General features: G+C 73.6%; 17 protein-coding genes and 3 pseudogenes. 14 read left to right on the forward strand and 6 right to left on the reverse strand.

Going from position 1 to position 26,976, the window contains the following annotated elements:
- Nucleotides 1–137 precede the first annotated feature (137 nt).
- From AC07D6_RS26750 to AC07D6_RS26800, 11 genes and pseudogenes are all read left to right on the forward strand, one after another.
- Entirely contained in the window at nt 138–6,311 is a 6,174-nt protein-coding gene (locus tag AC07D6_RS26750) for a beta-ketoacyl synthase N-terminal-like domain-containing protein (protein ID WP_479048464.1), read from the forward strand.
- Between the two features lie 138 nt (nt 6,312–6,449).
- On the forward strand, nt 6,450–8,552 hold the full coding sequence (locus tag AC07D6_RS26755) for a 3-hydroxyacyl-ACP dehydratase (RefSeq protein WP_479048467.1): 2,103 nt from the start codon (nt 6,450–6,452) through the stop codon (nt 8,550–8,552).
- Nucleotides 8,549–10,192 (forward strand): PfaD family polyunsaturated fatty acid/polyketide biosynthesis protein, encoded by a 1,644-nt coding sequence (locus AC07D6_RS26760; RefSeq protein WP_479048469.1) that lies wholly within the window; start codon nt 8,549–8,551, stop codon nt 10,190–10,192. The genes AC07D6_RS26755 and AC07D6_RS26760 overlap by 4 nt, the downstream gene beginning before the upstream one ends.
- A 690-nt stretch (nt 10,193–10,882) precedes the next feature.
- On the forward strand, nt 10,883–11,257 hold the full coding sequence (locus AC07D6_RS26765; protein WP_479048472.1) for a hypothetical protein: 375 nt from the start codon (nt 10,883–10,885) through the stop codon (nt 11,255–11,257).
- Nucleotides 11,258–11,663: 406 nt separating this feature from the next.
- Nucleotides 11,664–12,116 (forward strand): DUF4383 domain-containing protein, encoded by a 453-nt coding sequence (locus AC07D6_RS26770; RefSeq protein ID WP_479048474.1) that lies wholly within the window; start codon nt 11,664–11,666, stop codon nt 12,114–12,116.
- 162 nt (nt 12,117–12,278) lie between these two features.
- Nucleotides 12,279–12,635: a hypothetical protein gene (locus tag AC07D6_RS26775; RefSeq protein WP_479048476.1), complete on the forward strand. Its 357-nt coding sequence runs from the start codon at nt 12,279–12,281 to the stop codon at nt 12,633–12,635.
- 279 nt (nt 12,636–12,914) lie between these two features.
- Nucleotides 12,915–13,502: a zinc-binding dehydrogenase gene (locus tag AC07D6_RS26780; protein ID WP_479048553.1), complete on the forward strand. Its 588-nt coding sequence runs from the start codon at nt 12,915–12,917 to the stop codon at nt 13,500–13,502.
- Between the two features lie 53 nt (nt 13,503–13,555).
- The gene (locus tag AC07D6_RS26785) at nt 13,556–13,993 is read left to right on the forward strand and encodes a hypothetical protein (protein ID WP_479048478.1); all 438 of its coding nucleotides are present in this window, start codon (nt 13,556–13,558) and stop codon (nt 13,991–13,993) included.
- Nucleotides 13,994–14,302: 309 nt separating this feature from the next.
- Nucleotides 14,303–14,499: pseudogene (locus AC07D6_RS26790) on the forward strand (4a-hydroxytetrahydrobiopterin dehydratase); the annotation flags it as partial.
- A 503-nt stretch (nt 14,500–15,002) separates the two neighbouring features.
- Nucleotides 15,003–15,545, forward strand: a complete 543-nt coding sequence (locus AC07D6_RS26795; RefSeq protein ID WP_479048481.1) for a transposase — start codon at nt 15,003–15,005, stop codon at nt 15,543–15,545.
- The gene (locus tag AC07D6_RS26800) at nt 15,470–16,435 is read left to right on the forward strand and encodes an RICIN domain-containing protein (protein ID WP_479048483.1); all 966 of its coding nucleotides are present in this window, start codon (nt 15,470–15,472) and stop codon (nt 16,433–16,435) included. Before AC07D6_RS26795 ends, AC07D6_RS26800 begins: the two co-directional genes overlap by 76 nt.
- On the opposite strand, the gene AC07D6_RS26805 is transcribed toward AC07D6_RS26800, so the two are convergent.
- The 6 genes from AC07D6_RS26805 to AC07D6_RS26830 form a co-directional block, all read right to left on the reverse strand.
- Nucleotides 16,321–17,022: a S26 family signal peptidase gene (locus tag AC07D6_RS26805; protein WP_479048486.1), complete on the reverse strand. Its 702-nt coding sequence runs from the start codon at nt 17,020–17,022 to the stop codon at nt 16,321–16,323. The two genes, AC07D6_RS26800 and AC07D6_RS26805, sit on opposite strands and share 115 nt — an antisense overlap.
- Nucleotides 17,019–18,977, reverse strand: a complete 1,959-nt coding sequence (locus AC07D6_RS26810; protein WP_479048488.1) for an ABC transporter ATP-binding protein — start codon at nt 18,975–18,977, stop codon at nt 17,019–17,021. The genes AC07D6_RS26805 and AC07D6_RS26810 overlap by 4 nt, the downstream gene beginning before the upstream one ends.
- Before the next feature lie 58 nt (nt 18,978–19,035).
- A complete protein-coding gene (locus tag AC07D6_RS26815; RefSeq protein WP_479048490.1) occupies nt 19,036–19,590 on the reverse strand; it encodes a thioredoxin domain-containing protein in 555 nt (184 codons plus the stop codon).
- A 98-nt stretch (nt 19,591–19,688) separates the two neighbouring features.
- Complete coding sequence (locus AC07D6_RS26820; protein WP_479048493.1) at nt 19,689–20,270, reverse strand: MauE/DoxX family redox-associated membrane protein; 582 nt, start codon at nt 20,268–20,270, stop codon at nt 19,689–19,691.
- A gap of 143 nt (nt 20,271–20,413) precedes the next feature.
- Complete coding sequence (locus AC07D6_RS26825; protein WP_315877448.1) at nt 20,414–20,599, reverse strand: hypothetical protein; 186 nt, start codon at nt 20,597–20,599, stop codon at nt 20,414–20,416.
- Between the two features lie 1,387 nt (nt 20,600–21,986).
- A complete protein-coding gene (locus AC07D6_RS26830; protein ID WP_479048494.1) occupies nt 21,987–22,565 on the reverse strand; it encodes a snapalysin family zinc-dependent metalloprotease in 579 nt (192 codons plus the stop codon).
- Nucleotides 22,566–23,782: 1,217 nt separating this feature from the next.
- Here AC07D6_RS26830 and pepN point away from each other — a divergent pair.
- From pepN to AC07D6_RS26845, 3 genes and pseudogenes are all read left to right on the forward strand, one after another.
- Nucleotides 23,783–26,251, forward strand: coding sequence for an aminopeptidase N (gene pepN, locus AC07D6_RS26835; RefSeq protein ID WP_479048497.1), 2,469 nt, complete (start codon nt 23,783–23,785; stop codon nt 26,249–26,251).
- 15 nt (nt 26,252–26,266) lie between these two features.
- Nucleotides 26,267–26,545: pseudogene (locus tag AC07D6_RS26840) on the forward strand (Scr1 family TA system antitoxin-like transcriptional regulator); the annotation flags it as partial.
- A gap of 44 nt (nt 26,546–26,589) precedes the next feature.
- A pseudogene (locus AC07D6_RS26845) lies at nt 26,590–26,969 on the forward strand (DUF6415 family natural product biosynthesis protein); the annotation flags it as partial.
- Between the last annotated feature and the right edge of the window lie 7 nt (nt 26,970–26,976).

The raw sequence follows: 26,976 nt of genomic DNA on the forward strand, positions 1-26,976 counted from the left end.
CGCCGCCGCATCGGCCCCGCGCCCCGGCCGGAGCCCCCGGTTGACAGGGGTGGCCGGCACGACGAGAGCACACGTACCGCCCCGCGTGCTCCCTACGCCCCACCCGCCCTCCGCCCCGACGACCCAGTGAGGTGCCCATGCCTTCACCCACGCACGCGTCCGACCCCGCGGAGACCGACCGCCGTCTGGCCCGCGACCCGATCGCCGTCATCGGCATGGCCGGCAGATTCCCCAAGGCCGGTGACGTCCAGGAGTTCTGGGACAACATCGTCAAAGGGCGGGACTGTTCGGACACCGTACCGGAGAGCTGGTGGAGGACCGATCTCCACTACGACCCGGATCCGTTCGCCGAGGACAAGACCTACTGCAAGCGCGGCGGGTTCCTCACCCCGGAGGTCTTCGACCCCCGTGAGTTCGGCATCCCGCCCAACACGCTCGACTCCATGGGCCTGGTGCAGTTGCTGAGCCTGGTCGTCGCGAAGGAGACCCTGCAGGACGCGGGCCGCGGCCGTGCGGAGTGGTACGACCCGGCGCGCGCGGGCGTCGTGCTCGGGGTGTGCGGCACCAACTCCAGCCTGATCCCGCTCACCGAGCGGCTGCTCGCACCGCGGATCACGGAGACGATGGTCGCCTTGGGCATTCCCGAGGAGAAGGCCCGCCGTATCATGCGGACGCGACTGGCCGCCCTGCCGGCGTGGACGGAGGACTCCTTCCCCGGCATCCTCGGCAACATCGTCTCAGGCCGGGTCGCCAACAGGCTGGACCTGCGGGCCGCCAACCACACCGTGGACGCGGCCTGCGCCAGTTCCCTGGCAGCCCTGCGTTCCGCGGTGGACGAGCTGGTCAGCCGCCGGGCGGACCTCATGCTCACCGGCGGTTGCGACACGGACAACACGATCGTGTCGTTCCTCTGCTTCAGCAAGACCCCGGCCCTCTCCCCCAGCGGTCAGGTGCGGCCCTTCGACGCCGAGGCGGACGGCACGCTGATCGGCGAAGGCGTCGGCATGGTCGCCCTCAAACGGCTCGCGGACGCCGAACGCGACGGCGACCGGATCTACGCCATCCTGCGCGGCCTCGGCAGCTCCAGCGACGGCCGGAGCCAGAGCATCTACGCACCCTGCGGCACGGGCCAGCTCACCGCGCTCCGGCGGGCCTACGAGGACGCGGACTGCCCGCCGCAGTCGGTCGAGCTGATCGAGGCGCACGGCACCGGAACCCGTACGGGGGACGAGGTCGAACTGACCGCCCTCAACGAACTGCTGGCCCACCCCGAGGACCACCACCGCACCGCCGTCGGCAGCGTGAAGTCCCAGATCGGCCACACCAAGGCGGCAGCCGGGACCGCCGGGCTGATCAAAGCGGTACTCGCCCTCCACCACAAGGTGCTGCCGCCCACCATCAACGTGCGCACCCCCAATCCCCAGGCGGCCCGCGAGGACGGGGCCCTGTACATCAACACCGTCGCCCGCCCCTGGGTCCAGGACCCCGCCCGGACCGTACGGCGGGCCGGGGTCTCGGCCTTCGGCTTCGGCGGCGTGAACTACCACGCCGTTCTGGAGGAGTACACCGGTGACGGGACGTGCGGCGAACCCGAACCCCCTCTGCACCGCATCCCCCGGATCCACCTGTGGCACGCCCCGGACACATCCGAGCTGCTCCACGCCCTGGAGCGGGGCGACACCCCGCAGCAGGAACCACCACCGGCCGGCCACGCCCGCGTCGGCTTCGTCGCCACGGACGCGGCGGAGTACGCCGATCTGCTGGCCCTCGCAGCGGACCGGCTCCGCGACAAGCACGGCCAGGACAGCTGGAGCCACCCCCGAGGCGTCCACTTCCGCTCCACCGCCCTGCCCGCCGGAACCGGGACCGCCGTGCTCTTCCCCGGTCAGGGCAGCCAGTACGTGGACATGGGCCGGCACGCCGCCCTCGCCCTGCCGCCGGTGCGTGAGGCCTTCGACGAGGCCAACGCGCTGTTCCCCGCGGCGGACAGCCTCGCGCACACCGTCTTCCCGGCGCCGGGCACCGCGGAGCCCGGCGTGCTGGAGGCGCGGCTGCGCCGGACCGCCTACGCACAGTCGGCGATCGGCGCGCTGTCGATGGGGCAGTACCGGTGGCTGCGGAAGCTGGGACTCGCCCCGGACGGTGTCCTCGGACACAGCTTCGGCGAACTGACCGCGCTGTGGGCGGCCGGTGCCCTGACCGACGGGGCGTTCACCGCGCTGGCACGGGCGCGGGGGCTGGCCATGGAACCGCCCGCCGGGCAGGACGCCGACGCCGGGGCGATGGCCGCGGTACGGATGCCCGCCGAGGGCCTGGCGGAGGTCCTGGCCAGCCACCCCGGGCTGGTGGTGTGCAACCGCAACGCGCCCGACGAGTACGCGGTCGGCGGTCCGAGCGCCACCGTCCGGGCCTTCACCGACCGTTGCGCCGCCGAGGGGATCTGGGCACGGTTGCTGCCGGTCGCCGCCGCCTTCCACACCGCGCACGTGCAGCACGCCGTCGACGCCTTCGCCGAAGCCTGCTCCGGGACGGACTTCACCGAACCCCGCATCCCGGTGTACGCCTGCACGGCGGGCGCCCGCTACGGCCGGGGCGCGGCAGCCGACCGGCGCACGCTGGCCGAGCAGCTGCGCGAACCGGTGGACTTCGCCGCCCGATTGGAGGAGATGTACGCGGACGGCATCCGCGTCTTCGTCGAATGCGGCCCCGGGCAGACCCTGACGGGGTTGGTGCGGCGGACCCTGGGCGACCGGGGCGTGGAGACGATCGCCTGTGACGCCGGCCCTCGTGCCGACGGCTGCGCGGCGCTCCAGCAGGCCGCCCTGCGACTGGCCGTACTGGGACTGCCCCTCACCGGCTTCGACCGGTACGCACGGCCCACCGCGGCCGCGCGTCCCGCCCCCCCGAAGATGGCCAGGACCTTGGACGGCCCGAACTTCGCGGTGGTGCGGCTGCGCCAGGCGTACGAGCAGCAGCTCGCCCGGGCGGTGGCGGAGGAGGAACAGGACCGGCAGGGCCCGGAGCGGGAGCGCTCCGCTCGTCGGGAGGCGGCGCCGGTGACGCCGGCTGTCGTGCAGGAGGTCGACCCGCTCACCCGGGCCGCCGCCGACCACCTCGCCGTCCACACCCGCTACCTCGACAGCCAGCTGCGCACCGCGGAGCGGCTGACCGGGCTCCTGGCGGAGCACCCGCTCGACGAGACCCTGGCGACGGTCATCAGCACCGTCACCGACCACAGCGTCGCGCTGGGTGAGAGTCACGCCAGGGCCGGCGAGGCCGTCGCCGCCATGCTGCGGCTGCCCCACGACGGGCGGCCGTCCACCGGAGCGGACGCGGACGCCGCATCCGTGTCCGAGGTGGGCCCGGTCCCCCACCGTCCCCCGGCCCCGGTCGTGCCCCGGCAGGACGATCCCGCGGCGCGGGCGTCCTCTCCGGAGACCGGTGACGCCTCCGAGCCCCGGGAAGGTCCCGTCCGTTCCGCGCTCGCCCAACTGTGGGCCGCCGAGCAGGACGGGCACGGGCCGGCCGGGGAGGCCACCACGGACATCGGCGAAGTGGACCCGGAGGAACTGGAGGAGGCCTTCCGCAGGGTGATCGCCGAGAAGACCGGCTACGACATCGACATGATCGAACCGGACATGTACCTCCAGGAGGACCTGGGCATCGACTCGCTCAAGCTGGTCGAGACCGGTGCGGAGATGTGGCGCCGCTACCCCGTCATCGGCCGTTCCGACGTGTACCGCCTCAGCGAGGCCAGGACCGTCCGGGAGCTGACGGACATGCTGTACGAGATCGTCACCGCCCCCCGGCCCCAGTTGCTCCCCGGCGCGGAGGCGTCGCGGAGCGGAAGGGTCTTCGTCACCCTCCGGGACCTGCCGCCCGTCGACGTGTGCGTCGACGCCTTCGGCTCCCGGCCGCAGGCGCTGCTGCTCGACGACGGCGGTGAACTGTCGGACGTCCTTCGGGACGCGCTCGCCACACGGGGCTGGGGGGTCCACCGCCTGCTGTTGCCCCGTACCGGCCGGGACGACGAAAGGACCGGCACCGCCGTCCGGCTCGTCGACTGGGAGGAGGAGACACTGGCTCGAGCCCTGGGGAAGGCACTGGGCGGTGCCACGCGGCTGGACCTGTGCGTGCTGCCCGTCAGCCGCACCGCGGACGCGGACACCGACGCGATGCTCGCCCGGCTGCGGCACGCGGTCCTGGTGGCCAAGCACACCTGCCCCCTGCTGGAGGCCGCCGCGGCGGACGGCACCCGCGCCGGGCTGGTCGCGGTGACCCGGCTGGACGGCGCGCTCGGCTACTTCGGGACGGGCGGCGACACGTGCGCCGCGCTCGCCGGTGGCCTGGGGGGTCTGGTGAAAACCCTCGCCACCGAGGCGACGACGTTGTTCTGCCGTGCGGTCGACCTCGCTCCCGGCCTGTCCGACGAGGACGCCGGCGACGCCTTCGCCGCCGAACTCCACGACATCGCCACCGACGTCCGGGAGACCGGTGTCGACGCGGAGGGACGCCGCACCCCGGTCGTCTCCGCCGACCCGCCGCCGCGGCCCTCGGCACCGGATCGGCCCGGGGGGTTCACCGACGACGACCTGCTGCTCGTCACCGGCGGCGCCGGCGGCGTCACCGCCTGGTGCGTCCAGGCCCTGGCGGCCGAACACCGCTGCGGTTACCTGCTGCTGGGCCGCACCCCGCTGGAGCCCGAACCGGAATGGGCGCACGGACTCACCGACAAGGAGGGGCTGTGCGCCGCCCTCGCCGAGCGGGCCCGACAGGCGGGCGAGGACCCGGAAGAGGACACGGTCCGCGACCGCCTGGAGGACGAGGCCGGACGGATCCTGGCACAGCGCGGCATCCGCTCCTGCCTCGACGCGCTGCACGCCCGGGGCGCGGAGGCCACCTACGTGTCCGCGGACGTACGGGACGCCGACGCCGTGTCCGCCGCCCTCGCCCCCTACGCCCCGCGGATCACCGGTGTGGTGCACGGTGCGGGTGTCCTACGGGACCGGTCGCTGCCGGAGGCCACCGCCGAATCCGTCGCCACGGTGGTCGACACCAAACTCGCCGGTCTCCACACGGTCCTGAGCGCCCTGGACACCGGCCGACTGCGCCATCTGATCCTGTTCTCCTCCGTCGCCGGTGTCTGGGGCAACGTCCGGCAGGCCAACTACGCACTGGCCAACGAGAGCCTCAACCGCTTCGGCTGCGCCTTCCAGGCGGCCCACCCCCGCTGCCGGGTCCTGCCGCTGGCCTGGGGCCCCTGGACCGGTGGCATGGCCGACCAGATCCACACGATGTTCACCGAACTCGGCATCGCCGTCCTCAGCCGGGAGGAGGGCTGCGCCCATTTCCTCGCCGCGACAGCCGCCGACGCCCCCGCGGGCACCGTCACCGTCATCGGACCCACCGGCCCCCTCCACCACCGCCAGGAACACCTGCCCGCAGCCGGCCGCACCGCGCACCGGTCACTGCGCGGCATCACCGCGGAACCCGTCCTGCGCGACCACTCCTTCAGCGGCGTCCCGGTGCTGCCCATGACCGGCGCCGTGGGCTGGGCCCTGCACACCGTCGAACGGGCCCACGGCGGTTACCGCCCCGTCGTCGAGTGCCACGACGTGCGGATCACCCAGGGCCTGGCCTTCCCCGACGGCCACGAGGAACGTTTCCGACTCCACCTGACCCCCGAGGAGAAGCCCACCGGCGTCCGAGTGACCGTCCACGACGCCACGGAACAGGGAAGGCTCCGCTACGAAGGCTCCTTCCGGCTCGCCGAGCGGCCCGGCGAGCCACCACGGCTGGACGTCCCCCCGTTCACCGCCGACGGGGACCTGCACCCCGGCTACGCCGACGGCAGGCTGTTCCACGGGCCCGCCCTCCGAGGTCTGCGCGACGTGCTCGTGGAGGAACACGACCGGCTCGTGATCACGGCCCGCATGCCCGACCCGCCGCTCGCCAAGGGCGCGTACGCGGGTCTGCTGTACAGTCCGGCGCTGTCCGACCTGCTCCTGCAGGGCGCGTTGCTGGCCCTGCTCCGCCGCGCGAACACCGAGACCATCCCCATGCCGGTGTCCGTCGGCCGACTGGAGTTGTTCGCCCCTCTGCCCGACGACGAGCCCTTCGCCGTGGACGTCGAGATCCACCACGACGACCCCTCGCCGTTCTTCTCCGAATGCACGGTGACCGGGTGCGCCGCGGACGGCCGGGTCCTCCAGCGGTGGCACAGGGTGCGAACGCTGTGGGTCTCTCCCGACGCGGTCGTCAACGGCATCGCCTCGCAGGCCGACCGCATCGCGTCATCCGACCGGAGCTGACGGGAGACAGCCGTGGACGAACTCGCCTTCGAAGGCACGCCGCTCTCCCCGGGGCCGTCACCCGCGGCCCCGGGCCCCTCGGGCGGACGACCCGCAGGTTCTCCGCCCCTGGCGCCGGCCCTCAGGCTCGTCGCCCAGATGCAGCGGGCCCATGCCGCCGTCCTCAGCGCCCACCAGGCCATCGAGGACTGGCAGATCACCCGCGCCGTGCGGGCCGGCCGCCTCCCCGCCGCTGCGCCCGACCCCGTGTTCGAACCCGGGCACAGCACGGGCGGGGTCCTGGCGGCGGTGGACCGTGCCGTCCGGAACACAGGCGCCGTACCGGCCCCCGGACGCTTCACCGTGACCTGGCACGGTGAAGCGTCCGGGGACGCGGTGGCGCTCCGGGTGGTGCGACAGGACGACGGGTGGCAGGTGCGGGACGGGTCCCGCCCCGTCGCCACCGTCGCGCCGCACGCGGACGCCGGGTGGCCGCGGCGTCCCGTCCCCCGTTTCCCCCCGGACCCCCGCCCGCTGGCCCGCACGTCCGTGCACCGGCTGACCCCGGCGGACCTGACCGCCCTCGCGGCGGGTGACACCGCAACGGTGTTCGGCCCCGGCTTCGACCAGAGCCACCTGCCGCCCGACGCCTTGCCGGCTCAGGAGCCCTTCCGGCTCCTGACCGCCGTCACCGGCATCGACCCCCGCGGCGGCGCATACGGCCAGGGCAGCTCGCGTGCCGCGCTCCGCCTGCCGGAGGGCGGCCCCGGACACGTCTGGAGCCACCTCGTCGCCGCGGCCATGGAGGCGCTTCGGGTGCACGCGCTGCGCAGCGGCCTCCACCTGTGCCTGCCGGGGGCGCGGGTCCTCCCCCTGACCGGGTCCCCGCTGTTGGTCGAGGTGGTCGAGGCCCCCGCGCCGGGCGGCGAACTCGGCGTGGACACCGAGGTCACCGCGACCGGCATGGTCGATCGTCCCTTCCTCGTCGCGGACTGCGCTTTCCACGAGCGGGGGCGCACGGTGGCCCGGCTTCGTGACATCGGCATCACGCTGCATGAGGGCCGGGACGTGGACCTGACCGTCCGGTACGACCGTCCCACTTGCCGCAGGAGCCCCGGCGGTGCTCCGGTCCTCATGCACGAGCTGCACGCCGCACACCTCGCGGAGGGCAGGATGGAACTGTCCTTGGCCGCGCCCGACAGCGGTGACGTCACCGCCCGGGTCCGTCCCCGGCTGCCGCGCGGGGACATGAGGATGCTCGACCGAAGGGTGGAGGGCACGGACGAGTGGCAGGAGTACCGGCCCGGCAGCCGGGGGGTGACCGAGTACGACGTTCCCGGGGATCCGTGGTACCTCCGGGAGGGCGGCGGGTCCGTGCCCGCGCTGGCCCTCATGGAGATCGCCCTGCAACCGGCCGGGATGCTCAGCGCCTCGCTCGGTGCGACGCGTGAGCACCTCGATCAGGACCTGCACCTCCGCAACCTGGACGGCCGGATGCGGCTGCTCCGCGAGGTGGAACTGGGCGGCACCACGGTCGAACAGCACGCGACGCTCCGGTCCCACTCCCGGCTGCCCGGCGGGCTCCTGCACCGCTACGACCTGGAAGTGCGTTCCGGCGGCACCCCCTTCTGCACCGCTGAGGCCGCCCACGGACTCTTCACGCCCGCACTGATGGAACACCAGCAGGGCCTGGACGGTGGACGGTACGTACCGCCCTGGCTGGAGGCCCATGGCACGGCGGGACGCACGGTACGCCGGATGGACCTGCGGGACGACGAACGGCTCGGCCGAGGCCGGCTGGCCCTGCTGGAGGAGGTGGTGCTGGTCCCCGACGGCGGGGAGCACGGCGCGGGGTACGTGCTGTGCGACAAGCCGGTGCGGCCCGACGACTGGTTCTTCGACCACCACTTCTTCCAGGACCCGGTCATGCCCGGCTCGGCCGGGGTGCAGATGCTCTTCCAGGCCGTGCACGCCTACGCCCTGCACACCGGGCTGACGGACCACCTCCTCCACCCCCGGTGCTCCGTGGCCGTGGGGGAGGAACTGGGCTGGTCCTACCGCGGGCAGATCCTGCGGGAGCACGAGCGGGTGCGCGGGGAGATCCACGTCCGCCGCGTCCACCGGTACGCCACCGGTGTGCGGCTGCACGCCGACGGCAGCGTGTGGCGCGACGACCTGCGGGTCTACCGGGTGTCCAACATCGCCGTCGACCTCACCGACCGGAAGCCCGAAGGACACGAAGGACAGGAGGTGCCCGCATGACACCCGCAGCGGTGCGCTACGACCCACCGGGCGTGTACGAGGTGCTGGCCGACCTCGCGAGTCCCTGCTACATCGTCTCCGGCGGCGGCCGGGTCGGCGCCGCCCCGGAGCCGCCCGCACCCGGCAGCGGCCTGCGTCAACTGGCCGTCGCCGGACCGCTGTCCCCGGGAGAACTCGGCTCCGGGGACTTCCGGCGGCACCACGGGGCGCGGTACGCCCACATGGCGGGGGCCATGGCCGGCGGCATCGCCGGCGAGGAACTGGTCACCGCCTTCGCCCGTGCCGGACACCTGTCCTCCTTCGGCGCCGCGGGGCTGCCCGACGCCCGGGTCGACCGGGTGCTGGAGCGGTTGCGGCGGGTGCTGGGCCCGTCCGGCGCGCCGTACGCCTGCAACCTCCTGCACCACCCCATGGACCCCGCCCGGGAGCGTGCCTGCGTCGACGCGTGCCTGCGGCACGGGGTGCGGTGCGTGGAGGCGTCGGCCTTCGTACAGCTCACCCCCGACCTGGTGCGCTACCGCGTTTCCGGTCTCGCACGCGACCCCGCGTCCGGCGGGACGCTGGCCGGCAACCGGGTCGTCGCCAAGGTCTCCCGCCCGGAGACCGCGGAGCTGTTCCTGCGGCCCGCCCCCGAGGCGATGGTGGCGGACCTGCTCGCCCGAGGACAGGTCACAGCCGAGCAAGCGGCACTCGCCCGTACCGTCGCGATGGCCGACGACATCACCGTCGAAGCCGACTCCGGCGGCCACACCGACCGCCGGCCGCTGGTGGTGATGCTGCCCGCGGTGCTCCGCCTCCGCGACCGCCTCGCCTGCGGCGTACCACCCGCCGCGCAGGTCCGCGTCGGCGCCGCCGGCGGGATCGGTACCCCGGAGGCCGTCGTGGCGGCACTGGCCCTCGGCGCCTCCTACGTCGTCACCGGATCGATCAACCAGGCCCTCACCGAGTCCGGCACGTCGGCGGCCGTCAAACAGCTCCTGGCCCAGGCCGGCCCGGCGGACTGCACCATGGCCCCGGCCGCCGACATGTTCGAACAGGGCGTCACCGTCCAGGTCCTCGGCCGCGGCACGATGTTCGCCGGGCAGGCTGGACGGCTGTACCGCCTCTACCGCGACCACGACGGGCTGGAGAGCCTGCCGACCGCGGAACGCGCGTACCTGGAGACGCGGATCCTGCGCCGTCCCGTGGCGGACGTGTGGCAGGACACCGCCGCCTACCTGCGGGAACACCATCCGGAGTGGTTGAACCGTGCCGCCAGTGACCCCAAGCACCGCATGGCGACGGTCTTCCGCTGGTACCTGGGCATGGCCTCCCGCTGGGCCACCGACGGCGACACCGCACGCCGAGGTGACTGGCAGGTCTGGTGCGGTCCCGCCATGGGCGCCTTCAACGCCTGGACTGCGGGCAGCGTGCTGGCCGCGCCGGAGCACCGGCACGCCGCCGAGGTCGCCGGGCACCTGCTGCGCGCGGCGGCCTTCCACAGCCGGGTCACACAGCTCCGCCTCGCCGGAGTACGGCTTCCCGCCGTCTGCGCCACCTACCGGCTGCCGGCCACCACTCCGGAAGAACCCGGTGCGTCCCGGGGCGCGCGTACGGCCGGTCCGCCGCCGGCCCGGGCACCGGCTTTCGCCCCGGACTGATCCGCCGCGCGGGACGTCCCGGCGCCGGGCCCGACGCGCGGTACGACCTCCGAGGAGGCGCGCGAACGCCACCGCCGGACGGCCGCCGGCGGCTCCGTCTCCGCCTCGGTGCGGGCGTTGCTACGAGGCACCTTTGGCCGGGCAGCGTGCTCCAGGCCGTCAGCGTTACGGTACCGGGTACCGGCGTCCTGGCCGCCGACGCTCCGGCATCGGGGGTGACGGTTCACGCGACCGCGATCGCCGCCTCTTCGAGATCGGCGTGGGCCGACGCCCGGCGGCTGTGGAGCCGGGGCGTCGGCCTTCCGCGGTGAGCCGGTGTTGTCAGTGGGTCAGGAGCACGCAGCCGGGGTTGCCGTCGTATCGGGTGAAGACGCCGCCGGCGGCCCCGTCTCCGCCTCGGCCGGTGCTGGCGGCGCAGGAAGCCGGCACCGGGCCTCCCGCTGTTCCGCCGATGCCTCCGCTGTTGCTCTGGAAGCCGCCGTTCCCGCCGTCGGCGCCGGGGTTGCCGGCGCGGAGGGTGGCTGCCGTGCCGCTGCAGCGGACGGCGGCTCCGCCGGCGCCCCGAGACCCCCGAGCAGGAGCGAGGGTCCCGCTCCACCGGCGCCGCCGTTAGCGGTGGCCTGCTGCGTGCCGCCGATGGTGACGACGGAGGTGCCTCCGGTCCCGCCGCCGTTGTGGAGTGGGCCCGCTGTGCCTGCCTCTCCAAGGGTGATGGTCAGGGCGGCGCCGGGGGTGACGGAACGGGTCGTCTTCGACGCCGCGGCCGTCATCCTCACCCGGCACGTCCTTGAGCTTGTGCGCCTGGTCGCCGACGAAGTCGGCTACCACGGAGGCCGGACCGTCCTCGGGGGCGCCACCCGGCTCCGCGGCCGCCGCCACACACCCGAGTCGGCCTTCCCAACCGATCACCGCCACAGCGACGACACCTACGAGGAAGCCACCGGCACCACGTGGGCCGGACCGGAGGAGGCCCCGGGCGCCATCACGCGCAGACCGCTCGGCCCCCTGCTCCGCTCGCTGGGCTCCGAGAACCTCCTCACCAACGCCCTGACCGACGACATGTGACCAGGGCCAGGCCCAGGCCGGCCGGCCGCCGCGCCCCGAACCGGAAGCCCGGCCCGTACCACGACCAAGCGCAAGGGTCGGCCTCGCCAGCGGTATCGGTACGGGCGAACAGGACGGTCAGCTCCGTGCCCGGATCCGTGCCGTCCTCGGCCTTCTGCTTGACGAGGGCCTCCATCGGGGCGGCTCCAGGCGGGGAGGAGCAGTGAACGCGACCGATCTGCCGATCCGCGGGGACAGCGTCCATCGAGACCTTCTCAAGCGGTCCCGCAGCCCGGCGTCACGCGCCCCGCCGAGCGGGTGACCTCCCGGTCCGACCCCGACGGGGCTGAAAGGCCGGGTGAGGGGTAGTCGGCGTCGTGAGAGCCGGACGGCGGCGCCTGCCGCCCCGCGAGAAAGAGGTCGGCTCATGACCACTCACCCCCGTACGGCGGCCGCACGGACTCCCGTACAGCAGGCCGCGCTCCTGGTGGGCGCGGTGTTCCTGCTGGTGGGAATCCTCGGCTTCATCCCCGGGATCACGACGGACTACGACACGCTGAAGTTCGCCGAGCACCACTCCGAGGCCAAGCTGCTGGGCCTGTTCCAGGTGTCGGTCCTGCACAACATCGTGCACCTGTTGTTCGGGCTCGCGGGCGTCACCATGGCCCGCGCGGCCTCCACCGCCCGCACCTTCCTCATCGGGGGCGGTGTGGTCTACCTGATCCTGTGGATCTACGGCCTGATCATCGATCACGACAGCGCCGCCAACTTCGTGCCCGTGAACACCGCCGACAACTGGCTGCACTTCGTCCTCGGGGTGGGCATGATCGCCCTAGGAGTCCTGCTGACCCGCGGCAGCGGCCGTCCTACGGGCCGGTAGAGGGGCGCTGCGCCCTCTCCCCGGTACGGCGGACCGCGGAGGGACCCGGCGGGCAGGGGAGTCCGGTCCGGCAGCGGTATGACCCGACGGGGGGCCGCCGGGACATGATCGAGCCCGAGAAGGGGACGTCCGCCGTGCCGGGCGGCAGGGGGGGGAGCGGTGATGCGCACGACCGCCTCGGTGACGCGCCGCGAGACGGCCGAGGGCGTCAACCGCGTCGAGGGCTACCTCCTGGCCCAGGCGGAGCTGCTCAACGCCCGCGAGCAGGGCGAAGCCTTCGCACGCCGCATGCCGTGGCTGACCACCGCCCAGCACGAGGAGGTCGCCCGCCTCTACGCCGAGGACCGCATCGAGCTGTCGAAGAAGGTCCTGCGGACGATCGCCGACCGCTGCGTCGAACTGCGCGGCGAGTACACCGCGCGCTACACGCGGCTGCGACAGCGCCTCCTGCGCGCGAGCGTCGCCTCGCTCCTCACCGCGGCGGCACTGTGCGCGAGCGCCTGGACCATCGCCAGGTGACCTGAGGGGCGGCGGGTCCGGGGCACCCCGCCCCGTCCGTCACGCTCCGTCACCGACCGTCGGGACCGCACCCGGGGACGGCCCCGGGTGCGGTCCCCGTGTCGTAGGGGCTCCACGGGGTACTCGGCGCGTGGACGCCGTTTTCCCACGCTCGCGAAGGGCACCGGGGAGGGGCGTTCCCAGAGTCAGAGCCCTACGAAGGAGGTGCCCGGTGAAGCGCGTCACATCCGCCCTCGTGGCGACGTCGTCGCGGTCTGGGGGTGCGGCGCCGTGGGCCAGATGGCGTCACGGGCCGCGATCCTGCTGGGTGCCGAACGGGTGATCTCCATCGACCGTATCCCGGAGCGGCTGGCGATGACCGAGCGGTACGTCGGTGCCGAAACGCTGAACTACACCACCACCGACGTCGCCGCGGAACTACGCGAACGCACCGGTGGCCGCGGGCCCGACGTGTGCATCGAAGCGGTCGGGATGGAAGCCCACAGCCACGGGCCGATGTACCTGTACGACCAGGTCAAACAGCAACTGCGCCTCCAGACCGACCGGCCCACCGCCGTGCGCCAGGCCATCCACGCCTGCCGCAAGGGCGGCACCGTGTTCGTCCTGGGGGTGTTCGCCGGGATGGTGGACAAGTTCCCCCTCGGCGCGGTCCTCAACAAGGGCCTCACCCTGCACGCCTCGCAGCAGCACGGCCAGCGGTACATCCCCATGCTCCTGGACCGCATGGCCAAAGGAGACCTCACCACCGCACACCTGGCCACCCACACCATGCCCCTCGACCAGGCCGTGGAAGGCTACGACATGTTCAAGGAAAAGACCGACGGATGCGTCCGCGCCGTCTTCACCGGCCCGGGGCGGACCGGGTGACCGGGCGGTCCGCACGGCGGGGCACGCGCGCGGCGTGGGGGGAGGCGGCTCCGGTGAGGCGCGTCGGACCCGGCTCCCCGCGCGTCGATCCGCGGACGGTGGCCCGCGCCCAGGGCCTGTTCAACGTGGTCGGCGGAGTCTGGCCGCTGGTGTCGCTCCGGACCTTCGGCCGGGTCTACGGCCCGATCGCCGACGGATGGCTGCAGAAGACCAGCGGGGCCCTCCTGCTGTCCGCCGGCTGGAACATGCTGCGCGCCGCCTCCGCCTCCGACGGGGAGAGCGTCCGGCACGCGCGCCGCACCGGCGTCGGCACGGCGCTCGCCTTCCTCGCCATCGACCTGGCGTACGTCCCCAGAGGACGCATCCGCGCCACGTACCTCCTGGACGCGGCCATGGAGATCGCCTGGCTGGCCGCCTGGTCGATGGCGGACCGGCCACCGGCCGACAGCGGCCGCCGGGCTTCCCGGCGGACCGGATGCCGTACGGCGTGACGGCGGGACGGGCCGGCCCCGGGCACCCTCGTGCGGGCTGGCCCGGGGAGCCTCCGTACGGGGACGGTCTGGAGGCCCTCGTACGGCCGGGGCCGAGGCGCCCCCGCACGGGAGAGGCCGCAGCACCCCCCCGCACGGTCACGGTCCCGGAGCGCCCCGCACGGGGTCGACCCGGGCACGGGCGGCCGCCGCCCCGCGGTCATTACCTCCGGGGTAATCGACCGGGCGGCGACCGACCGGCAGAGTGGTCCGTGCCGGGCACCGGGTGGCGCACTCCACCCGGCGTCCGGTCCCCGCACCGCCCCGTGATCCCGTACGTACCGCCCCGCCACGCACTTCGCGGCGGTCGCGACGGTCGTCCACGTCACCCGCGTGCAGGACGAGCCGAACCACCACCCCGACCTGACCCTCGGGTACGGCACGGCCGCCCAGGCGGCGAGCACCCACGACGCCGGCGGCGCCTCACCGGGCGTGACTTCGAACTGGCCGCCCGCGTCGACGCCCTCACCGGCCTCAGGTCTCCTCCCGCTCCCGGTCGAACAGCGTCCCGCCGCCGCACGACCACCCCACCACCCACCCAGCACCAGCGGAGCCACCCCGAGCCGACCAGCACTGCCACACCACGTCGCAACGGTGCGGCCCCGGCGTCCCACCGCCCCGTCCCGGGCCGCCGTCCGGCCGCACGACGGGCGGCACGCCCAGCCGTAACGGAGCCGCCCCGTCGGGGGTCGCGGTGCCGGGGCGGCCCGCCCCTGCAGGAAGATGACCGGCACGTCCAGACGACCGGGTGGCACTCTCGCGGCAAGCTTTGGCGTACCCGCTCCGCCCGGGCGTTCCACACGAAGCGCCCTGCCCAGGACCGTGTTCTGGAAGGCTCGCTGTATGCGCGAAGAGGCCGGCGTCGACTCGGTCGTGTAGCCATACGGAGTCGCCCGGCGGGCCTTGACCCCTGGTCTTGGACACGCGGGACGCTGGATCCTGAGGACCTGAGAACGGACGTCTCGTGGTCATGAAGCACTACCCGCCACAGTTCGAGGCGGACGCGGTCGCGCCGTACCAGTCGCGGCCCGAGGCGACGATCCGGCAGGTCATCGCGGATCTGGGCATCAACCCGGAAACCCTGCGGAACTGGGTCCGGGCAGCCGGGGCAGGCCGACCCCGGGGACGCCGCGCGGAGACGTCCGCCGAGCCACCTACGCCGCTGGGGGCGGAGAACGCCGCCCTGCGCGAGAAGATCGACGGGGTGTGGACAGGGGTGTGCTCCGGGGAGCCCACCGGTACGGACGCGTGCGCGAACGGCCCCTTCACGCGGGCCGCCGGGCGGACTCGCGCCCGTGGTCTGCCGCGGTGTTGCCGGGTTTGCTGTGAATGGCAAATAGGCGCTGTTGCCGCCAGGCCGGAGGGACCTTCAGGATGTGGCGTATGGGCTATCCGGGAAGCTGTCCGCCTGGGAAGATCCGGGACCTGTCCACCTTCATGGAGGGGCTGCGTGACCTCAAGAGGTGCTCGGGACTGTCGTACCGGCAACTCGAGGAGCGAGCGGCGGCCGTAGGGGACGTCCTGCCGCGCAGTTCCGTTTCCAGCATGCTGAGCAGGGACATGCCGCCTCGGCTCGATCTTTTGATGGCGTTCGTGAAGGCGTGTGGCGAAGGGGATCGGGCCGCGGAGTGGGCCGGGGCCTGGGAGCGGGTCGCCGGCGCGTACGGGAAGGGACCCTCGCTGGAGCGGGCCGCGTCGAGCACAGCGCACGCCTCCCGGTGGCGGCGTGTGCGGCCGGCCGCCGTGGTGGCGGCGGTGGCGGCTGTGGCGGTGCTCGTCGTCGCGGCAGCGGTGCGGACCTCGTTCGGCGGAGGGGAGGGGCGGGCGGGTTTTGCCGCTGTGAGCGGCTCGCCCGCCGCGGGCACCGCCCCGCCCCACGGGTGGGTGACCATCCGTGTCGCCGACAGCCCCGACCTCTGCCTGACCGACGGGCGCGTACCGGGCTGGCGCTACACGCCTCTGGTCGCTGTGCAGCGGCCTTGTGAGGAAGTCTCGCCGCAGGGCACTTTGCTGGAGCCTCTCGGCCAAGGGCTCTACCGTATCCAGTGGCACCATCCCGATTACGGGAAGGGCTGCCTCAGGGCGCTGGCCGGTGGCAGCGGCAAGGGCCTGCTGGAGCCCATGGACGACTGCGCGCAGGGCAGTGCGTTTTCCATCGAGCCCTCACGGCGGCTCGGTCGGGGCACGTTCGTGCTGCGCGTCCAGGGGGAGGGCTGTGTGGGCATCGCGCGTCCGGGGGGCGCCGCGGGGACGGAGGCCGTCATGCAGCGCTGCGACGGCGAGAGCCGTCAGGTGTTCCTCATCCGCGCCGTGGACGGGGGCGTGGGTGCGGGCCGGCCGGCCGTCTGGACCGAGCCCAGCACCCGCGCGGCCGGGAAGTATCCGACGAAGCGCGAATCATAGCTGTCGTCCTGGTTGTCACCGAGCAGTACGAGCATGCCCTCCGGTACGGTCTCCTCCGTGACCTCGGCCAGGGCGGGGACCCGGGCACGCGGCACCGGGTCGCCGGCGATCGCCGCCACCCGTTTGATGAACCAGTGCCGTGCGTAGATCACGTGAGCGGGCGCGTTGCGGGCCACGGGGGCATCTGGCCAAGGCGCCCGGTAGGGCGGCCGTTCCACGATGACCACCGCGCCCCGCACGGGAGCCGACCGGCGCCACGCCACGACGCGGTCTCCCTCCCGGTAGGTCGGTTCCATGCTCCTCCCGGACACGCTCACCGCCACCCACCGCAGTTCGGCGGCCCGGGAGAGCGCCAGTCCGGTGGAGACCAGGAGGGCGGTCAGGCCGCTCACCGCCGCCCAGACCGGGCTGCCGGCCGCCGCGGCCAACGCGACGGCGTTCACCCAGAGCAGGGCGGCGGCCGCGTACAGGGCGATGCGGAGGGCCTGCGCCCGAAGTGCGCGGGAGCGTGCCCGGGCGACTGCCGTCTCGGCCCGGGCGCGTTGCCCGGTGGAGGACGGGACGACGGGGCGGTCGACTTCGCTCATGTGCCTTTTCCTCCACTGGTGGGGCTGGGGGCCTGGGACGGGACGGTGGCGGGCGGGGCCGTAGACGAGCGGTAGCCCGCGGCTTGAAGGGCGTACAGACGGGCGTACTGGGCGTGTTGCGCCAGGAGTTCGTCGTGCGTGCCCTGTTCGACCACCCGTCCCCGCTCCAGTACGACGATCATGTCGGCGTCGCGCACGGCCCCCAGGCGGTGGGAGATGAGCAGGCTGGTGCCGCCCTTGCGATGGGCGCGCAGCGAGGTGTGGATCTCGTGCTCGGCTGCCGCGTCGAGTCCCGCCGACGGTTCGTCGAGGATCATCAGGTCCCGCCGGTCCCGGACGAACGCCCGTGCCAGGGCCAGTCGTTGGCTTTGGCCCCCGGACAGCATGACACCGGTCGCCGGGTCCTTCTTGTCCGACTCGGTGAAGAACATGCGGGACAGCAGCGTGTCGTAACCGTGCGGCAGCGCGCTCAGTGTGGCGTGCACTCCGGCGCGCGTCGCCGCGTCCTTGATGCGGTCGGGTGCGCCGAGCGCGCCGAGGTCGCCCTGCGCGATGCTCTCCGCGGCCGTCATGTCGTACTCCATGTAGTCCTGGAACACGGCGCTGATACGGTTGCGGAGCTCGGAGGGGCAGACGTCCCGCAGGTCGACGCCGTCCCACAGGATACGGCCGTGCGTCGGGTCGTAGAACCGGCACAGCAGCTTGACCAGCGTGGACTTTCCGGAGCCGTTGAGGCCCACGAGAGCGATCGTCGCCCCTGCCGGCAGACGGAGGTTGACCCCCCGCAGTGCCCAGGGGTGATCGGGGGAGTAGCGGAACCACACGTCACGCAGCTCCACGCCGCCGCGCAGCGGTGGGAGCTCGCGCGGCTCGACGGCCCGGGGCAGGTCCGGCCCGGCCCGGACGACCGCCTGGTAGTGATCGAGGAGCAGCAGGGCGTGGTGGGTTCCGGCGAGGTCTCCGGTGAGCGCGGTCAGGGCCGCCTGGACCCCGGCCACGGCCGCCAGGAACACCGCCACGTCACCCGGGGTCAGACTGCCGCCCCGGGCCGTGCCGACCGTCCACAGCAGGCCGGCGCCCGCCACTCCGGCCGCGAGCAGGCCGAGCCCGCAGCGCAGGCCGGCCTCCCGGCGGTCGACGGCCCGGCGGGCCGCGTCCGCGCTGCGCCTGCTGTCGATCATGCGGCTGCGCAGGAAGGCGCCGGTGCCGAAGAGGCGTATCTCCTTCGCGGCCTCGACGTTGGCGAGCAGTCCCATGTAGAAGAACTGGCGCCGTTCGTCGGGCCCGATGGACCACGCTGTTGCGGCACGCCGACGGGACAGCAGCATTTCGGCGACCAGGGTCGGCACGGCGGCGAGCAGCACCAGTGCCATGGTCGGTGGGCTGATGACCAGGAGGGAGCCGAGGAATCCGACGACCGTGACCGCGGCCCGTACGGCTCCGAGGACGCCGTCGAGGGCCTGCACGGCGACAGGCGGGCCGACGACGGTCTGCTGGGCGAGGCGCAACCGGTCCAGGAAGTCCGGATTCTCGAACCGCTCCAGTCCGGGGAAGCCCTCCACGGAGGCGAACAGCCGGTCCTGCGCGAACAGCCCCACACGGCGGTCGAGCTCGGTTCGCAGGTACCGCGCCAGGTGCGGCACGGCCCCGGTGGCGATGCCGGTGGCCACCAGCACCAGTGCCGGGACGAGGAGTTCCCGCACGGTCGCCCCGGCGGCGAGCCGGTCGACGATGAGCTTCACGGACCAGGCGGTGACGACCGGGAAGAACCCGGTTACCAGGGCGGGCGCGGTGTAGAGCAGGAGGGTTCCGGTGGCCGCACGGGCGACCAGCCGCAGGGCGTCCGGCACTCCGCAGCGGTGGGAGCGGTCGCCGGGCGGCTCCTGCGCCGGTGCGGAGGACGCCCGATGCGAGCCACCGCCCGGACACCGGCTCGAGCTCGACTCGGACGGCATGCGTTTCCTTCCCCGTACGCAGGACCGGCAGGAGGCGGGGGCGAGGAGCGGTTCGGCGTCAGTACGAGGCGACGGCCGGACGCTCCACGTCGACGTCGTCGGTCATGACGAGGAGACGACCGTCCGTGCTGCGGTTGACCTTGAGCACCACGGGGAACGCCCGGACCTTGCACGCTTCCGCGACGGCCTCGGCGTCGTGCCCGGTCAGCACCCGGGCCACGGGCGTCAGCGCCGTCACCATGGGGGTGGCGGCCTCCGCGTCGCGCGGGTCGTCGGCCGTCACCACGGCGAGCACCTGCTCGCGGCCCCGCGGGACACCGCGCGCGTACTCCACGAACTTCGGCAGCTTCTCCTTGCACGGCCCGCAGGTCGGGGAGAAGAACGCGACCACCGTCTCGCTCGAGATCATCGCGTCGTGCACGGGCTCACCGTCCACGGAGACGGCGGAGAAGTCCCCGACCTCGTCGCCGGGGCCGAGCGACATCCGGCCGCCGCCCCGCTCGGAGAGCAACTCGGTGTGCTCCCGCAGGCGTTTGACGACGCCGACGGTGAGAATCAGGTCGAGGGTGCACAGCAGGCCGACGAGAACGACGGCGGCAACGAGGACGGGCACGGACGTCTCCCTTCAGACGGGGCGGGACAGGGCGGGGAAGGACGGAGCAGGGCGGGACGGGAGGGCGGGCTGACGGGTGGTGCGCGCTACGAGCGGCCTCAGCGGCCCGGTTGCAGGGGACTGCCGGAAGGGGGCGAGTGCGCCGGCCCGACGGGACGGAACAACTCCGCGACCACGTCGAACGCGGCCACACAGCCACCGACGAGCAGCCCCGCCAGCGCGGACAGCGCGAGCGCCCACGGCTCGGCGGGGGCGGCCTCCCGCAGCAGCGTCGTCCCCGCTGCGCACGCGGCGAACCCGGCGAGCAGCAGGTTGCGCACGACGTGCCGGACACCGAGCGGCTCCCTCGATCCGCTGCCGAAGCACCGGCAGACCGCGCGAGTGCCCCGGGCGACGACACGGGCGATGACGGCGGCGAAAACGACGAGCAGCACGGCGGCGAGGGCCAGTCCGACGCCGGCGAGGGAGGCCCACGGCATCAGGACCAGCGAACACACCAGCCACTCCGTCGCCACCACGGCGACGGCCACCGCCCGGATCACGGTGCCGGGCAGGACGTTCAACTGGCCCAACGACGCGGTGAAGGCGGTGAACGATCGTCTGCTGCTCACCTTGCCGGCGGCAGCGACCAGAAAGACGGTGGCGATGAGCACGCGCACGGCGGACTCCGCGTAGGGCACGGGCGACACCTCCTGCGGGACGGGCCGAAGGGCGGAGAAAGGGACCGGGGACACCGGACGGTCACCGAACGGTCGAGGCGTGCGGCCGTTGCGCCACCCGCGACACCGGTGTCCCCGGTCGCACTTCAGGTCACGTCACCGCGTCAGCAGCCCGGGCAGCTGCGCCAGCAGTTGATGGAGCCGCAGTAGGTGTTGACGCAGCACGCGCTGCGCGCGCACTGCCAGCACTCGTTGAAGCACTGACAGGCCTGGGCGGAGGCCGCGGCCTCCACCTCGGGGACGAACAGGCCGAGAAGCCTGCTGCTGAGGGATTCCAGTGCCTTGGACATGAAGTCCTCCTTCCGGAAGGCGGTCGGGAGGACGCCGTGAAGCCGCGAGACGGGCGCGTGCCTGGTGCCCGACGCGTGAACGACTTCGTACTGCCGCGCAGTCGCTTCACGACGCCCACCCCGGAGCCTAGGGACGCCGCGTGTGGCGCTTCCAGCGTCCGGCCGTCCAGGACGCCGTCCCGGATGACGCGCCTGTCCGGGACGGCGTCCGGGCGGTGTCCCAAGACGTCGTGCGACCGGTGTCTTGGACGCTGCAGCAGTCAGGCGGCAGGAGGCGGACACCGCTACCGGACCTGTTCCGGGGCCGGGGACGATCACCGGCTGCCGTTCGTCCCCCGCACATGCCTGATGAACCACCTTCACCGCAGGAGATCGAAGCCGCCCGCACGCCCGCCGGCGGCTGGAAGCGCGCCCGGCTCGCCGCCCGGGACGTCCCTGGCCCCCGCCCAGGGGCTGGAAGGACGAGCTGGCCAAGCGCTGGAAGGCCGCCCACCAGGACGGCACACCGCCGTCCCCGTCCCGTCCGGCCCCGGCGTCAGCCGACTTCGCGCAGGAGAACCTCGGCTTCGGCTGATCCGACGACAACGGCGCCTCACCGACAGGCGTGAGGACCTACCCGTCCCAGACGGGTAGGACGTGAGCCCGGTCGCGTCGTGCGGCCGGGCCCGCCGCCTCGCCCCGGCCCGCCATCACCGTCGACCGGCCGGCGTCGACCGTCGTGCTCGGTGTCCGGCCGTCCTGGTCGGCCGTCGGTGCGGCAGGGCGTCGCCGGGCCCCGGTCGTCGGTGCCGTTGCTTCGACCGCAGAGGGCGGCGCCCTGCCGTTCGGCCCCGCCGCCCCGCCGCCCCGCCGCCCCGCCGCCCCGCCGCGCCGCCTCGCCCCACCGCCCCGGCCGCCCCGTCGTCCTGGTGTCGAGGTCGCTGTTGCGGAAGGTCGCCTTGGGCGTCTGTGCACGCGACTTCGGCACCCCTGCGTCCATGAACACGCCTGCATCCGCTGCCCCGTCCTGCGGCCCGGTCCCGGGCAGATGCCCGCCTGGAGGAGATCCACGCGAACCTGCTCGAAGGAGGTCAAGGAAAACAGGGCTGCCTCGGCGAGGTCGCCGCGATCGAGGCCGGCCTCGCCGCCGCCGGGCAGAAGCTCGCCGCCATGCGCGACCTCGCGTCCCGGCACACCACCGTCCACCTGGGCATGCCCGATCTCCGTGGCGTCGTCGTGCATCGACTCCGGGCAGCGAAACGAGGATGCGAAGCGGCGGTCCTGAGCACTACAACGAGGGGAGTGGGGGATCTTTCCCTCCGGCACCGCAGTCGTCCACGGGCGGCTCACTGCGTCCCGGGGGTCTCGCCGAGCCCCCCGGAAGTCCGTCCGCTCGACGGCCGTGTGGTCAGGGCGCGTCGACGAGGGTCCGGTTGGTGGGCGCGAGCGCGGCGGTTCCGCTCGCGTAGGTGGACTGTACGCGGGAGCGTTCCGTGGTGTTCGGCGTGGCGTTGGTGCAGGCCGTGCCGGCGCTCGACCCCGACATCAGCTGTGAGCAGGGGCCGGGCTTGGTGTCCGGCAGGCCGAGGCTGTGCCCCAGCTCGTGAGCGGCGATCCGCGTCTTGTTGTAGCCCTGGGTCACGGCCTGGCTGCCGAGCTCGACGCGGACCTGACGGCCCGGACGGACAGGGCCGAGCGTGGCCTGCGGCCAGCCCGTGGTGGCGACGATCACGATCTCGGCCGTGGTGCCGGGTGCTGCTTCCACCAGACGGACGTTGCTCACGTTCGCGTTCCACGAGGCGACTCCGGCCGCGATCGCGGCCTCCCAACCTGCGGCGCGGCTGTCGTCGTAGCGAAGGGTCACCGCTGCCGCCTGCGCGGTGGATGATTCGCTCGCAGGAGCGGGGGCGGCGGTCGCGGCGCCCGCCATGGCGAGGACGAGCGCTGTGGCGGAAGTGCCTGCCTTGAGCCAAATACCGAGGGGCATTTGCTGATCCTTCATCTGTGTGTGGGGGGATCCGGCCTCGGCGGGGCCGGGGGAGTACGCGAAGGAGTGGCACGGGTGGTCCGGTGAGGGCCGGACGCACCCTCGACCGCCCCTCCGGGGTGTAGCGATGGTATGCCCTTCCATCCGTGTCCGTCATGTACCTGCCATGTTGAATTCTCGTCAGAATCCTCTTCTGCGGGGCCTCAGGTGCGATCTCTCGGTTTCGGGACAGTGGGGGTGAGAGTCGGCGGGGGTCTGGGTGTGTTGATGCTGGTGGGTGATGGTTTCGGGGTGTGGTGCCGCTGTCTCGGGCATGAACGGTCCGTGGGGTATCGCTGTCGTGGGGCGTTATTGCGTGCAGGGTGACGCTGTCTCAGTTTCGTGAGTTCTGATCCGCCGGCCCGTGGGTGGTTGGTGTGCTCGGGGTGTGGATCAGGAAGTAGGGCGCCCGGTTTCTGAGGAGGCGGCCCGCCGTCGACTGCCGCTGCCGTCTCGCCGCGCCGTCCTGCTCCGCCGCGCTGGCCGGGGCCCGGCCGACCGCCGTACGGCGCCGCCCCGCGATCACTGTCGTCGTCCCGTCGACCGCTCCGTACGGCGCCGTCCCGGCCCCCGGAGCCGTGCCGTCCAGCTCCGCCGCGCTGGCCGGGTCCCGGTCGACCGCCGTACGGCATCGCCGCGTCCCGAGCCGGCGTCCCGAGCCGGCGTCACGGTCACGGTCCGGTCGCGGTCCGGCTCCCAGCGGCTTCCCGCAGTGGGTGCCTCGCCACTTGCCGCCCGCCGGGCCACCGGCCCCGCCACCCTGTTGTCCGGTCCCGTCCCGGCCGCCAGCGCTCGACCCTGCCGTCGGCCCCCGTACGGCGCCGCCGTGTCCTGCCGCCGCGCGGGCCCGGCCCCCGCGCCGTACCGCCGTCGGCGCGGGCACTCGCCGTACGGCGCGCCGCGTCGCCCCGGGTTCCGCTGTCCGGCTTCTGTCGTCCCGTCGTCCCCTCGTGCTGTTGTTTCGTCGTCCGGTCTGCGCCGTTCCCCTGTGCCTCGGCCGCCGTGTCGCGGCCGCTTTTGGGCCGGGCGCCGCCTGTCCGCCGCCCTGTGCCCCGGTCTCGGCCGGGTTCCCGCGCCGCGACCGCCCGGAAAATCGGAGGCCGTCCCGCTCGCGCCCCCCTACGCTGTGGTCTTTCGTCCCTCGGCATGCCGGGCGTACCAAGAATGCAGGAGGAGTGATGGGTGTCCGCAGTTTGACCCGTGCCGAGGCGCAGGAGCGAGCCGCGCTGTTGAGGGTCGAACGCTACGACGTGGCCGTCGACTTCACGGGATTGCCGGACGGCCCCGACGTGCGGTGCGTGTCCACCATCACGTTCTCCTGCGCCGAGCCGGGCGCCGCGACGTTCGTCGACTGCGCGGCGACGGTGGTCTGCGCCACGCTCAACGGCACCGCCCTGCCCCCTGCCGTCGAGGGGCGCATCGCGCTGCACGACCTGGCCGCGCACAACACGCTGCGCGTGCAGACCGTCCAGTCGGACACGACCCACGGGCCGGGCGTGCACAAGGCCGTCGACCCCTTTGACGGCGAGGTGTACGTCTGGACGTCGTTCGAGCCGGACGAGGCGCGTTTCGTATGGGCCTGCTTCGACCAGCCCGACCTCAAGGCCCCGCACGCCTTCACCGTCACGGCCCCGGCCGGGTGGACCGTCACCAGCAACGCGGGGACCGCCCGCGTCGAGGCGTGCGACGGCGCACGCCGGTGGGTCTTCCCCGACACCCCGCCGCTGTCCCCGTACAACACGGTCGTCAACGCGGGCCCCTTCCACGAGGTCCGCCAGGAGGTCGACGGGCACGACCTCGGCCTGTACGTCCGCCGGTCCCTCGCCGGCGTGCTGGAGCGCGACGCGCAGGAGATCCTCACCCTCACCGCCCAGGGCCTGGCCTTCTACGCACGCGCCTTCGCCATGCCGTTCCCGCAGCGCCGTTACGACCAGGTCTTCGTGCCGGAATTCGGCGGGGCCATGGAGAACTACGGCTGCGTCACCTGGTCCGACACCTTCCTGCGCCGCTCCGACCCGACACCGGCCGAGCGGGAACTGCTCGCCAAGGTGCTGCTGCACGAAATGGCGCACATGTGGTTCGGCAACATCGTCACCATGCGCTGGTGGGACGACCTGTGGCTCAACGAGGCGTTCGCGGAGTTCGCCTGCCACTGGGCGGCCACCCGCGCCACCGCCTACACGGACGCCTGGGCCGGACACCTCGCCGGCGGCAAGCTCAAAGCGTACTTGGCCGACCAGGGGCCGGCCTCGCACCCGATCCGCCAGCCCGTGCACGACGTCGCGGAGGCCGCCGCCGTCTTCGACGACATCACCTACCCCAAGGGCGCCTCCGTCCTCCAGCAGCTCATGACCTACGTGGGAGAGGAGACCTTCAGCGCGGGCATGAGCGACTACTTCGCCCGGCACGCCTGGGGGAACACCACCCTGCAGGACCTCGTCGACGCGCTCGGCCGGGCCTCGGGGCGGGATCTCGACGCCTGGCGGGCCGGATGGCTGGACGCCGCGGGTCCCGACCGGCTGACCCTCCGCCACGAGTCCGGTGGCGTGGTGCTGCACGCGGTTGGGCCGTCCGGTTCCGCGCCCCGTCCGCACGTCCTGGCCGTGGGTGCCTACCGCCGTACGGCCACCGGCCTGGAACGCGCCGCCCGCGCCACCGTCGAGGTCCGCGGCCCCCGCACGCCGGTCGACCTGCCCGCCGGCGCGGACCTGTACCTGGTGAACGACGACGACCTGACCTTCGCCACCGTCCGGCCGGACCCGGCCTCCCGCGACGCCCTGCTACGACACGCCGCCGACCTGCCCGGCGCGCTGTCGCGGGGCGTCGCCGTGGCCACCGTGTGGGACATGCTGGCCACCGGGGAGGCCACCGCGGCGGAAGCCGCCCGCGCCATCGGCGCCGTCCTGGAGACCGAGACCTGCGACGCGGCCGTCGAGCCGTACCTCACGCTCGCCGGGGACATCGCCGAGCTGTGGGCGCCGCAGGACGAGCGGGCCGAACTGACCGCGGCGTTCGCCGCCACCTGCCGCCGGCTCGCCGACCGGGCCCGGCACCCCGCGCGGCGCCGCGTCGCGCTGCGCTTCCTGGCCCGGGCCGCGGCCGGCGGCGAGCTGGAGCGCCTGCGGGCCGAGGCCGAAGCAGGTGACGACCACGACCTGCGGTGGCGCGCCCTGGCCCGCGCCGTCGAGCTGGGCGAGGCCGCCGTGGCGGACGCGGCCCGCCTGCTGGCGGCCGATCCCGACCCGGACGCCTGGGTCCAGGAGCTCTGCGTGCGCGCCGGCGCGCCGGACGCCGGGACGAAGGAGGCGGTCTGGCACGTGCTGGCGGACGAACGGGCCGTGCCCGTCTCGTGGGTGGGCCGGGTGGCCACCGCGTTCTGGCGCCCCGGACAGGACGCGGTGCTCAGACCGTTCACCCGCCGCTACCTCGATCTCGTACCCGGCCTCGACCGCGGCGGCATGATCCCCGCCATGGTCTACACGGGCCGGCTCCTGCCGCGGTTCGCGATCGACGGCGGCTTCCTCGACCAGGTACTGGAAGCGGCCGAGGCGGCGCCCCCGGTCGTGCGCAAGACACTGACCGAACACACCGACGTCACACGCCGCATGCTCCGCTCACGCGGCATCACGAAGCCCGACGCCACGTGAGGTGGGCAGCCGGCCCGCGGGCAGCTGCGCCACCTCCTGGCCGTGATGCCGCTCGCCTCGGTGTCGCTGGGGATCATCCCGTTCACCGCGCAGCGCACCGTGTGGCCGCTGGAGGCGTTCTACGTCCACGACGAGACCACGGCCGTGGTGGAGACGCTGACGGCGGAGATCAAGGTGACGCAGCCGCGCGAGGTCGCCGACTACGCCAAGGCGTTCGCCGGCCTCGTAGAGATGGCCGTGCACGGCGACGCCGCCCGTGCCCTCATCCAGGCCGCGATCGACGCCCTGGAGTGAAGTTCCGCGATTCTCCGCAACTTCGTCGAGGGCGCGCCCCGTGGATGCGTAGCGTCGACGGCACCGACGCGCACACGGTCCTGTACGGCCCCGACGGCCTGATCGAAGCCGGGTTCCCGCTCGATTGCGAACCGTACGAGGCCTCGTCACGGCCGTCCTCGCGTGGACCAGCGTGGACACACCCACCACCAGCGACTTGGAGCAGATCGCCCTTCAGCTCACGGGCCACGCCCGCGCCGCCGCCGACGTCCGCCGCCGCGCCGACCAGTTGTCCAAGGACAGCGGCCCCCGGGCGCTCTCCGACGTCGTCCTGCGCGAGGCGGGAGGCCGGCTGTCCGTGACGATCGAAGGCACCGTGCGCCGCGTCCGAAACCACGTCCGCCTCGTCCGCGCCCTCTACGAGCGTCTGGATCGCCCGAGGGCGGCCGCCA

The sequence above is a fragment of the Streptomyces sp. NPDC045287 genome, assembly GCF_056432325.1.

Coding starts and splice junctions, on each gene's coding strand:
- AC07D6_RS26750 (WP_479048464.1), top strand. CDS start 138: ATGCCTTCACCCACGCACGCGTCCGACCCCGCGGAGACCGACCGCCGT.
- AC07D6_RS26755 (WP_479048467.1), top strand. CDS start 6,450: ATGCAGCGGGCCCATGCCGCCGTCCTCAGCGCCCACCAGGCCATCGAG.
- AC07D6_RS26760 (WP_479048469.1), top strand. CDS start 8,549: ATGACACCCGCAGCGGTGCGCTACGACCCACCGGGCGTGTACGAGGTG.
- AC07D6_RS26770 (WP_479048474.1), top strand. CDS start 11,664: ATGACCACTCACCCCCGTACGGCGGCCGCACGGACTCCCGTACAGCAG.
- AC07D6_RS26775 (WP_479048476.1), top strand. CDS start 12,279: ATGCGCACGACCGCCTCGGTGACGCGCCGCGAGACGGCCGAGGGCGTC.
- AC07D6_RS26780 (WP_479048553.1), top strand. CDS start 12,915: ATGGCGTCACGGGCCGCGATCCTGCTGGGTGCCGAACGGGTGATCTCC.
- AC07D6_RS26795 (WP_479048481.1), top strand. CDS start 15,003: ATGAAGCACTACCCGCCACAGTTCGAGGCGGACGCGGTCGCGCCGTAC.
- AC07D6_RS26800 (WP_479048483.1), top strand. CDS start 15,470: ATGGAGGGGCTGCGTGACCTCAAGAGGTGCTCGGGACTGTCGTACCGG.
- AC07D6_RS26805 (WP_479048486.1), bottom strand. CDS start 17,022: ATGAGCGAAGTCGACCGCCCCGTCGTCCCGTCCTCCACCGGGCAACGC.
- AC07D6_RS26810 (WP_479048488.1), bottom strand. CDS start 18,977: ATGCCGTCCGAGTCGAGCTCGAGCCGGTGTCCGGGCGGTGGCTCGCAT.
- AC07D6_RS26825 (WP_315877448.1), bottom strand. CDS start 20,599: ATGTCCAAGGCACTGGAATCCCTCAGCAGCAGGCTTCTCGGCCTGTTC.
- AC07D6_RS26830 (WP_479048494.1), bottom strand. CDS start 22,565: ATGCCCCTCGGTATTTGGCTCAAGGCAGGCACTTCCGCCACAGCGCTC.
- pepN (WP_479048497.1), top strand. CDS start 23,783: ATGGGTGTCCGCAGTTTGACCCGTGCCGAGGCGCAGGAGCGAGCCGCG.